Annotated in this window: 10 protein-coding genes; 1 reads left to right on the plus strand and 9 read right to left on the minus strand. The window is 73.5% G+C overall.

Annotation, left to right across the window (positions count from 1 at the left end):
• The 9 genes from ACFU7Z_RS29435 to ACFU7Z_RS29475 form a co-directional block, all read right to left on the minus strand.
• A partial coding sequence (locus ACFU7Z_RS29435) for a transketolase family protein (RefSeq protein ID WP_380780783.1) occupies positions 1–922 on the minus strand: 922 nt, incomplete at its 3' end.
• On the minus strand, positions 919–1737 hold the full coding sequence (locus ACFU7Z_RS29440) for a transketolase (RefSeq protein WP_049648968.1): 819 nt from the start codon (positions 1735–1737) through the stop codon (positions 919–921). The genes ACFU7Z_RS29435 and ACFU7Z_RS29440, both read right to left, overlap by 4 nt.
• On the minus strand, positions 1734–3587 hold the full coding sequence (locus ACFU7Z_RS29445; RefSeq protein WP_049648969.1) for a M20/M25/M40 family metallo-hydrolase: 1854 nt from the start codon (positions 3585–3587) through the stop codon (positions 1734–1736). The genes ACFU7Z_RS29440 and ACFU7Z_RS29445 overlap by 4 nt, the downstream gene beginning before the upstream one ends.
• Positions 3584–4636: an N-acetyl-gamma-glutamyl-phosphate reductase gene (gene argC / locus ACFU7Z_RS29450; protein WP_380780786.1), complete on the minus strand. Its 1053-nt coding sequence runs from the start codon at positions 4634–4636 to the stop codon at positions 3584–3586. Before argC ends, ACFU7Z_RS29445 begins: the two co-directional genes overlap by 4 nt.
• Positions 4629–5948, minus strand: a complete 1320-nt coding sequence (locus ACFU7Z_RS29455) for a DegT/DnrJ/EryC1/StrS family aminotransferase (protein ID WP_074000675.1) — start codon at positions 5946–5948, stop codon at positions 4629–4631. The genes argC and ACFU7Z_RS29455 overlap by 8 nt, the downstream gene beginning before the upstream one ends.
• Entirely contained in the window at positions 5948–6577 is a 630-nt protein-coding gene (locus ACFU7Z_RS29460; protein ID WP_049648972.1) for a DegT/DnrJ/EryC1/StrS family aminotransferase, read from the minus strand. The genes ACFU7Z_RS29455 and ACFU7Z_RS29460 overlap by 1 nt, the downstream gene beginning before the upstream one ends.
• A 14-nt stretch (positions 6578–6591) precedes the next feature.
• Positions 6592–7461: a RimK family alpha-L-glutamate ligase gene (locus ACFU7Z_RS29465; RefSeq protein ID WP_049648973.1), complete on the minus strand. Its 870-nt coding sequence runs from the start codon at positions 7459–7461 to the stop codon at positions 6592–6594.
• Complete coding sequence (locus ACFU7Z_RS29470; RefSeq protein ID WP_049648974.1) at positions 7458–7646, minus strand: lysine biosynthesis protein LysW; 189 nt, start codon at positions 7644–7646, stop codon at positions 7458–7460. Before ACFU7Z_RS29470 ends, ACFU7Z_RS29465 begins: the two co-directional genes overlap by 4 nt.
• 116 nt (positions 7647–7762) lie before the next feature.
• Positions 7763–7921, minus strand: coding sequence for a hypothetical protein (locus tag ACFU7Z_RS29475; protein WP_158077651.1), 159 nt, complete (start codon positions 7919–7921; stop codon positions 7763–7765).
• A gap of 138 nt (positions 7922–8059) precedes the next feature.
• Here ACFU7Z_RS29475 and ACFU7Z_RS29480 point away from each other — a divergent pair, with 138 nt between their 5' ends.
• Complete coding sequence (locus ACFU7Z_RS29480; protein ID WP_074000674.1) at positions 8060–9106, plus strand: LuxR C-terminal-related transcriptional regulator; 1047 nt, start codon at positions 8060–8062, stop codon at positions 9104–9106.
• The last annotated feature ends 19 nt before the right edge of the window (positions 9107–9125 follow it).

Here is a 9125-nt window from a genome sequence, read left to right on the forward strand (position 1 = left end):
ACAGCCGGCCGGCGCCGCCGGCCCGGGCCACCGCGGCGAGCACGGCGGGCAGCGTGAGCCCGACCGCGGCCATGACCTCCTCGTGGTCGCCGCCGGTGGACGGCCAGGTCAGGTCCGCGCTCGCCGCGGTGACCTCGCACCCGGGCATCAGCAGCGCGAGGGCCTCGGCCGCCCCGCCCTGGGCGCGGTGCTCCTCGACCACGACGAACCGCCGGTGGTGGCGGGAGAGTTCGGCCGCGGCGCGGGCCAGGTTCGGGTGGTCCAGGTAGACCAGGTGGGCGTGGCCGGTGCCGGGGCGGGCCTCCCGCGCGGCCAGCGCCAGGCGGGTGCCCTCCTCGCCGACCGACACCAGGCAGACCTCGCCCGGCTCGGCCCGGGACTCCCAGGTGACCAGCGGCGCCCGCTCGCCCTCCCGGTCGAGCGAGCGGTACTGGGCGTTGCGCCCGGTGCGGATGTAGTGCGGCCGGCCGGAGCGCACGGCCTCGCGGACCACCGCGCGCATCTCCGCCTCCCCGTAGGGGGCGGCGATGACCACGCCCGGGATGCTGCGCAGGACGGCGAGGTCCTCCAGGCAGTGGTGGGTGGTGCCGAACCAGGCGCCGGAGACGCCCGCGTACGGCGCCACCACGGTGACCCCGGCGTTCAGGTAGCCCAGCGTCAGCTTGAGGCTCTCCGCCGCGCGCAGCGCCGCGAAGGGCGCGAAGGTGCTGACGAAGGGCTTGTACCCGCCCGCGGCGAGGCCCGCCGCCATGTCGACCATGGCGCCCTCGGCGATGCCGAGGTTGAAGAAGCGGTCGGGGTGGGCGGCCTGGAACGGGTGGCCCTTGCCGCCGAGGTCCGCCTCCAGGCAGAGGATGGTGTCGTCCTCGGCGGCGAGCCCGGTCAGCTCGTCGCGGTAGGCGTCACGGCCCGAGAGGGTCATCGGATCGCTCGCTTCCACTTGGCGGCGCGCGTGGCGTCGATGGTCACGTAGTGGGAGCCGGCCTTGCCCTCCACGGCGGGCACGCCCTTCCCCTTGACGGTGTTCGCGATGACGGCCAGCGGCCTGCGGGCCCCGGCCCGGTCCCCGGCGAGCAGCCCGGTGAGCGCCGCCAGGTCGTGCCCGTCGGTCTCGGCGACCTCGAACCCGAAGGCGGCGAACCGCTCGGCGAGCCGGGGCAGCGGCGAGATGTCGGCCACCATGCCGTCGTTCTGGCCGCCGTTGCGGTCGACCACCAGCACGAAGTTGCCCAGCTCCTGGGCCACGGCGACCTGGCAGGTCTCCCAGACCAGGCCCTCCTGGAGCTCGCCGTCGCCGGCGACGGCGATGCCGAGTCCGCTCCGGCCGCCGATCCGGCGGGCCATCGCCCAGCCGGCGGCGTACGGGACGCCGTGGCCGAGGCTCCCGGTGGGGAAGCGCACGCCCGGGACCTTGGGGCCCGGGTGGCCGGTGAACGGCTCGCCCGCCAGGCCGTAGCGCGGTGTCGGGTCCTCCGGGAGGACGCCGCTGACGTGCAGGGCCGCGTAGAGCCCGGCGGCGGCGTGGCCCTTGCTGAGCACGACCTCCGTGCCGTCCCCGGCCGAGGCCCGGTGCAGCGCGGCGATCAGGATGTCCAGGACGGACAGGCTGCCGCCGAGGTGGCAGCCGCGCGGCCCGGCGGCCATGTCGACCACCAGCCGGCGGGCCCGTACGGCCCGGTCGGCCAGGGTGGCCAGCAGGTCGTCCCCGGTCTGCGGCGGGGCGAGCAGGGTGCTCATCGACGGCTCCCCTCGGGCAGGGCGAACCACCGGTTGACGGCGTCCGCGAGCAGCGAGCGGGCGGTGCGGTACTCCATGGCGCCGATCCGCTCCTCGTCGGTGTGGTCCAGCGAGGAGTCGCCGGGGCCGTACGCGACCATCGGCACGTCCCGCCAGGTGGTGGCCAGGGTGTTCATGTCCGAGGTGCCCTTCTTCACGACGAAGCGGGGCCGGATGCCGGTGTCCGCGAAGGCCCGGCTGAAGACCTTGACCAGGGAGCTGGAGCGGCCTCCGACGTACCCGGGGGTGGCCCGCAGCACCTCGATCTCCACCCCGGGCCGGACCTGGTCGAGCGCGGCCGAGCGCAGCGCGTCGAGGTCGGCCGTGGGCGGCACCCGGAAGTTGAGGATCCCGGTGGCGTGGTGGTGCTCGCGCCCGGTCCGGCTGCTGATCTCGATGACCGCGCTCAGCGCGTCGGTCGCGTGGGCCAGCACGGCCGTCCGGATGCCGCCGAGCGCCTCGATCAGCAGGTCGGGGGCGGAGACCGCGTCCTGTCCGGCCGAGTGGCCGCTGGACACCGAGGCGGTCACCTTGAGCTTGAAGAGCCCGAAGTAGCCGAGCGTCAGCTTCTCCGAGCCGCTGGGCTCGCCGATGACGACCGCGTCGGCCGGGTAGTGGTCGCGGACGTGGAACGCGCCCTTGGAGGAGGAGATCTCCTCCTCGACCGCGCCGACCACGCACAGCTGGCCGTCCTCCGGGATGTCCGCGTGCGCGAGCACCTCCAGGAAGTTGGCCAGGCAGCCCTTGGCGTCCACGCTGCCGCGGCCCCACAGTTCGCCCTCGCGCCACTCGGCCGGCCAGCGGTGCGGCACGGTGTCGAGGTGGCCGAGGAGGAGCAGCCGGCGGGGCCCGATGCCGCGGCTGGCGACGAGGTTGCCCGCCTCGTCGACGGCGGCGTCCATGCCGCGCTCGCGGCACCACTCGGCCAGCAGGGTGGCGAGTTCGGCCTCGTCGCCGGAGACCGAGGGCACCGAGACCACCCGGGTCAGCAGGCTCAGGTCGGCGGAGGGCTCGCGCACCCGCCAGAACCTGGTCCAGTTGGCCGGCTCGGACATGGTGTGCGGCCCGGTGATGGCCACGTCGGCGCTGCCCTCCAGGGCGATCTCGGCCGCGCGGACCTTCTGCCGCATGCGCCCCGCGGCGTACCGCGCTCCGTCGCCCGGGTAGGCGTCGGCCAGCGTGGAGCGCGGGTCGTCCTTGTCCGTCAGCAGTCCGGCGGTGCCGGTGACCAGCCGCAGGTGGTCGGCGTCCAGCGCGTTGGCGAGGACCGCCGCGAGCACGTCGGCGTCCACGTTGAGCGGGGCGCCGCCGTCCGGGTCGGCGACCGGCGCGGACAGGCAGACCAGGTCGTACGTGTCGAGCAGGGCGTTCAGCCGGGCGGTGTCCACCTGGGCGGGCACGCCGGCCCGGTGGTCGCGGACCACGATCGGCCGGCCCTCGGCGGACAGCGCCTTGAGCGGCCGGTTGGCCCGGCCGGTCACCAGGGCGCCGCGCGCCGCGACGGCGGTGAAGACGCCGAGCCCGAGGGCCCGGGCCTCCCGCTCCACGGCGGGCAGGGTGACCCGCTCGTAGGCGTCGACCAGGTGGGTCATCTCCTCGGGCGGGCAGTAGCGCACCTCGTCGCCGTTGGCGAGCCGCAGCTGCGGCATCGGGCGGGCGATCGCGCGGTAGTGGGCCTCGATGCCGGTGGCACCGCCGGCGACCAGGAGCACCCGGGCGCCCCGGGCCACCAGGTCGGCCAGCTCCTTGTGGATCGTGCCGTGGTCGAGCGTGGCGCTGCCGACCTTGATCACGTACAGCGGACGGCTCACGGCGACACCGCCGTGGTGGGCAGTCCGGTCGTCTCGTCCAGGCCGGAGATCAGGTTCATCGCCTGGATCGCCTGGCCGGCCGCGCCCTTGATCAGGTTGTCCAGGGCCGCCACCGCGACGCACTGGTCGCCGCGCACCGCGACCGCCACCTCGGCGACGTTCGAGCCGACGACCGCCTTGAGCATCGGGAAGTCCTGCGCCGCCTTGGGGGCCGGCCGGACCCGGACGAAGGGCTTGCCGAGGTACGCCTTGGCGTAGGCCCGCTTGACGTCCAACGCCGTGACGCCGTCCCGCAGTTCGGTGTACGCGGTGACCATGATGCCGCGCGACACGTCGAGGCTGTGGGTGGAGAACCGCAGGTCCACGGCGGCGCCGGTGAGGTCGGCGATCGCCTGCTGGACCTCCGGGGCGTGCCGGTGCCCGTGCAGCTTGTGCACCCGGATGTTGCCGCTGCGCTCGGCGTGCGGCTCGCCGCCGCCGCGACCGCTCCCGGTGGAGCCGGTCTTGGCGTCGACCACGACCCGGTCGGTCGCGAGCGAGGCGGCGAACATCGGGTAGAGCGCGTAGATGGTGGTGACGGCCATGCAGCCGGGCAGGCTGATGAACCGCTCCTGCGGGACCTCGGGGCTCAACTCCGGTATGTAGTAGGCGAAATCCTCGCTCGGCGGGTTCGCGGCCGTCCTCGGGTAGTGGGTCCGGACGTCGCCGCCGTCGCGGAGCCGGAAGTCGCCGCCCAGGTTGAGCACCCGCTTGGCGTTGTCGGCGATCAGCGGCAGCTGCTCCGGCAGGGTGCCGGTCGGCAGGCAGCCGAAGGCGACGTCGACGGGGCCGGCCTCGGCGAGCTGCGCCAGCGGCCGGAGCGTCAGCGAGCCCGCCCTGGGGTGGTTGCGCAGCCACGGGTGGACGCTGCCCACCGTGGCACCGGCGTTGCGCTCCGCGGAGAGGAACGCGAGCTCCACCCCGGGGTGTTCGAGCAGCAGCCGGATGACCTCGCCACCGGTGTAGCCGCTCGCGCCGATGACGGCGACGCGGATCTTCTGGTCAGCCAAGGCGGGCCGCCTTCTCCCACGGACGGCGGTGGTCGCCGCTCTCGACGAGCTTGCGGATGGCGTCCGGGCGCCGGGCGACCTTCCGGAAGGCGTCCGCGTAGCGCAGGATCCGCTCGTACTCGACCGGGGAGCGCAGCTCGCGGCAGAGCACCAGGGTGCTGTCGAGCATGCCCAGGGTGACCGGGAAGTCCTCCGGGCGGTGGTCGCGCACGGCGTCCGGGTTGAGCGAGAACGGGTAGCCGTTGCCGAAGCCGTCGCGGTGCCGGAACGGCAGGTGGCACGGGATCGGGGTGTTCTGCCACTCGCGGGCCGGCACGCCCTCGGCGACCAGCAGCTCGTGCACCGCCTCCTTGACGGCGTGCACCGGCAGGTCCTCCAGGCCGACGGCCTCCGGGTGCAGGGTGGTCCGGTACATGTTGTACGCGTGCACGTGCCCGTCCGGGACGTGCGGCGGCGTGAACAGGCCGGTCCCCGCCAGGGCCTCGCCGAGCAGGGCGGCGTTGCGGGCCCGGATCTCGTCGTAGTACGGCAGCCGGGCCAGCTGGCTGGTGCCGAAGGCGGCGGCCACCCAGGACATCCCGTAGTCGATGGCGTGGCGCTCCAGGTAGGCGACCGCCCGGCCGTACGCCTCCTCGGTGGCGTAGAAGGCGATGCCGCCCTCGCCGCCGAGCGGGAAGTTCTTGTCGGCCATCAGGCTCTGGCCGGCGGCGTCGCCGAAGGAGCCGGCCACCCGGTCGCCGATCTTCGCGGAGTGGGCGTGCGAGGCGTCCTCGACGAGGGCGATGCCGTGCTGGTCGGCCAAGGCGCGCAGGGCCGGCACGTCGGCGGGCAGGCCGTGGACGTGCACCGGCATGAGCGCCCTGGTCCGGGGGGTGATCGCGGCGGCCGCGGCCCGCGGGTCCATGCAGTAGGTGTCCGGGTCGATGTCGACGAACACCGGGATCGCGTGGGCGGCGACCACGGCCTGCGCGGTGGCGATGAAGGTGAACGCCGGGACGATCACCTCGTCACCGGGCTGCACGCCGGCGCCGACCAGGGCCATGTGCAGGCTGGAGGTGCCGCTGGCGGTGGGCAGGGCGTACTCGGCGCCGACGTAGGCGCGGTACGCCTCGGCGAAGTCGGCCACGACCTTGTCGGGCGACTGCCGCTGGGCGAGCATCAGGTTGAAGACGTCTTCCTTGGTGATGATCGGGAAGAGCGTGCGGCGCTGGGCCTTGGGGATCATCGCGCCGCCGCCGAGGGCGGCGAGCTCGTCGGCGAGGTCGGCTTCGGTGGGCAGGGGCAGGGGCGAGTTCGGGAAGTCGGTGATCATCAGCGTGCTCCGGAGCTTGCGGCGGCGGGGCGAGCCGCGTGGGTCAGGGCCATCCGTACGCAACCGGCCACCAGGGGGCTCAGCCGGTAGTTGAACTGCACCCCCGGCACCAGGTCCTCGTCGGCCTCCTGCTGGGTCCACATGGTGCGCAGGTCGTAGGCGCCGAAGATCTTCAGCCGCTCGGCCCGGGCCCAGAGCCGCTCGTCGTCGGTGAGCACGGCGGCGGCCGGGCCGAAGCCGAGCCCGCTCAGGTCCACCACCAGCGCGGGGGCGGTGGCTTCGGCGGTCAGCTCGTCCAGCCGGCCGGCGTTCTCGGGGGTTAGCGAGACCAGGTCGAAGGCGGCCGGGGCCTGCCCCTCGACGGTGACGCCGAGCCAGGCCAGGAAGGCCGTGGTGGCCTCGTCCGGCCCGGCCAGGGCGACGGTGTCGCCGTGGCCGATGCCCTGGCCGGCCAGGGCCGCGTGCAGGGCCCCGGTCCGGCTGTTCAGCAGGACGGCCTTGGCGCGGCCGGTCCGCTTGGTCAGCAGCCGCTCCAGGGCGGGCAGTTCACGGTCGCTCTTCTCGATGCTCATGACCACGCCCGAGGTGAGCACGCGGGCGAGCACCGTCGCGGTGTCGAACAGTTCCATGGTTCCTCTCCGGGTCACACGGCCGCGGCCGTCAGCTGCCCCGCCACGTACGAGGCGAGGTGGCCGGCGACGTTCACTCCGTGCAGGGCGGAGGAGCGGGCGAATTCGGGGTTGGCGTTCACTTCCAGGACGAGCAGGTCACCGGTGGTCCGGTCCTCCACCAGGTCGACCCCGTAGAAGCCGGGGCCGAGCACGTCGACGATCTGGACGCAGAGCTTCTCCATCTCCGGGGTGATGTCGACGCGCCGCACCTCGGCGCCGAGGTGGGTGTTGGTGCGCCAGTCGTCCGAGACCCGTTGGATCGCCACGACCGGGGTGGTCCCGACGACGACCACGCGCAGGTCGTGGCCGGGCTTGTCGATGTACTCCTGCACGATGACGGGGAAGAGCTTCCCCGCGGCGTCGACGGACTCGCGCCCGGCGGCCCAGGCCTCCAGGCACGCGGCGTCCGCGAGCTTGGTGACACCGCGCCCCCAGGAGCCGCTGACCGGCTTGACCACCGCCGGCATGCCCAGCTCGGCGACGATCGCGCGCACCTGGTCGTAGCTGAAGGCGTGCCGGGTGTGCGGGTGGGGGATGCCGTGCCGGGCGAAGAGCAGGGCCTGCAGGCCCTTGTCGTTGCAGGTCTCGATGGTCGACGCCCGGTTGAGGGTGGTGATCCCGGCGTGTTCCAGGCGGCACGAGACGCTGATCGCGTCCCGGTGCGAGAGGTTGCGGATCAGGGCCAGGGCCGGCGGGTCGGTACGACCCGCCACCACGTCGGCCAGATCCTCCATGAGCAGTGGAGTCGCCGTCAGACCCTCCCCGCGCAACGCCCCGAGGAGGAGTTTCTCCTCGGGGCGCAGCATGGTGGCCGACAGCAGGACGCGGCCGGAGGAGGTCACTCGCCCCAGTCCTCTTCCACCTCGGGGGCCAGGTCGAGGCGGACGCCGGCCTCGGACTTCTCGACGACCTCGTGCTCCTGGCCGCAGGCCGCGCACTCGGTCACCTCGCCCCGCTCCCAGGCCTCGTCGACCTCGAAGTCGGTGTCGCACACCAGGCATTTCGGTACGGCAATCGCAGCGGTCATTTCTCTCTCCTTCTGAATGTCGGCGCGCCGATATCCGCGAAACGTGATTCGCAGCACTCCCGCAGGTCGGCGGATCGGCGCTACTGTCCAGGGGTGGCGGATTCCCGCCCGGCCGATCAGGCCCAGCCGGGGTCGCCCGGCAGGAGCGCCACGTCGCTGGCGGCAGCGGTGGGGGCGCTGCTGGGGGCGTCCGGCGCGGCGGAAACGACGATCACCGCGACGGCGGCCATAACGAAGGACGCGAGGATTCGACCCGGGAACCGCATGATCTTCATTTCCACCCCTAGATAGACCTATCCGTTCGTGCTGGGGGGTTTCCCCGCACACAGAGAGAATGCCTGGGAATGGGTCCTTGCCAGAAGAGATCCGATGGCTCAGGATCGTGCACTGCAAGATTCCGAAGGGGGTGGCACATGTGCGACATATCGGACGTCAGTGGCCCGGAGGCCCACCCCGGGCCCTGTGACGAGGGGATCACGTTCTACCGCAAGGCCGTCCTGTTGGGGAGGGCCCCGACGGCGGAGCCGCCCGCCTGCCTGACCGAGCTGGGGCTGCTGACGGCGGCGCTGGGCGACCCCTCGGTCCTGGTGCCGGTCCCGCCCGAGGTCGCGACCACGGCGCTGCTGCACCCGATGGAGCAGCAGATCCTCGAACAGCAGCAGCAGGTGGCCGCGATCCGGACCGCCATGTCCCAGGTCGAGAGCGTCTACCGGACGCTGCGCCGGGAGGGCCGGGACAACGTCCAGCGGCTCAGCGGCGCGGCGGTCATCGCCGCCGCGGTGGCCGAGACGACCCAGGCGACCGAGCGGGAGCTGCTCACCGCGCACCCGGGCGGCAGCCGGCCGACCGATGTCCTCGCCAGATCGCTGGTCCTGGCCCTGGACGCGCAGAAGCGGGGCGTCCGCCAGCGCACGCTCTACCAGCACTCCGTCCGGGCGCACTACCCGACGCTGGACTACATCAAGGCCGTCACCGAGGCCGGCATCGAGGTGCGGACCGTCGACGAGGTCTTCGACCGGCTCATCATCTGCGACCGCTCGGTGGCGTTCATCCCCGACAAGGAGCTCGAGCACCACAACCACGCGCTCAAGGTCACCGACCCCGGCGTGGTGCACTTCCTGGCCTCGGTCTTCGAGCACGCCTGGGAGCGGGCCGCGCCGGTCGTCTACGAGAGCGACCAGCAGCGCCCGCCGCTGCTCACCGACGAGACCCGGCTGCGGGTGCTCCAGCTCATGGTGGACGGCTACACGGACGCCGCGATCGCCAGCCGGCTCGGCATCAGCTCACGGACCGTGGCGAGCCACCTCAAGCGGGTGTCGGAGATCCTCGGCAGCAACAGCCGGGCCCAGCTCGCCTACCTGACGGCGCAGAGCGGCATCCTGGACGGCTCCCCGCCGCCCGCCCGGCAGCCCCGGGGCCCGCACGAGCAGCCGGCCGGGCCGACCGGTCCCACGGCGTAGCAGGGCCCGCCGCGGGGGC

The organism is Kitasatospora sp. NPDC057518, assembly GCF_042802075.1.
Lineage (GTDB): Bacteria > Actinomycetota > Actinomycetes > Streptomycetales > Streptomycetaceae > Kitasatospora.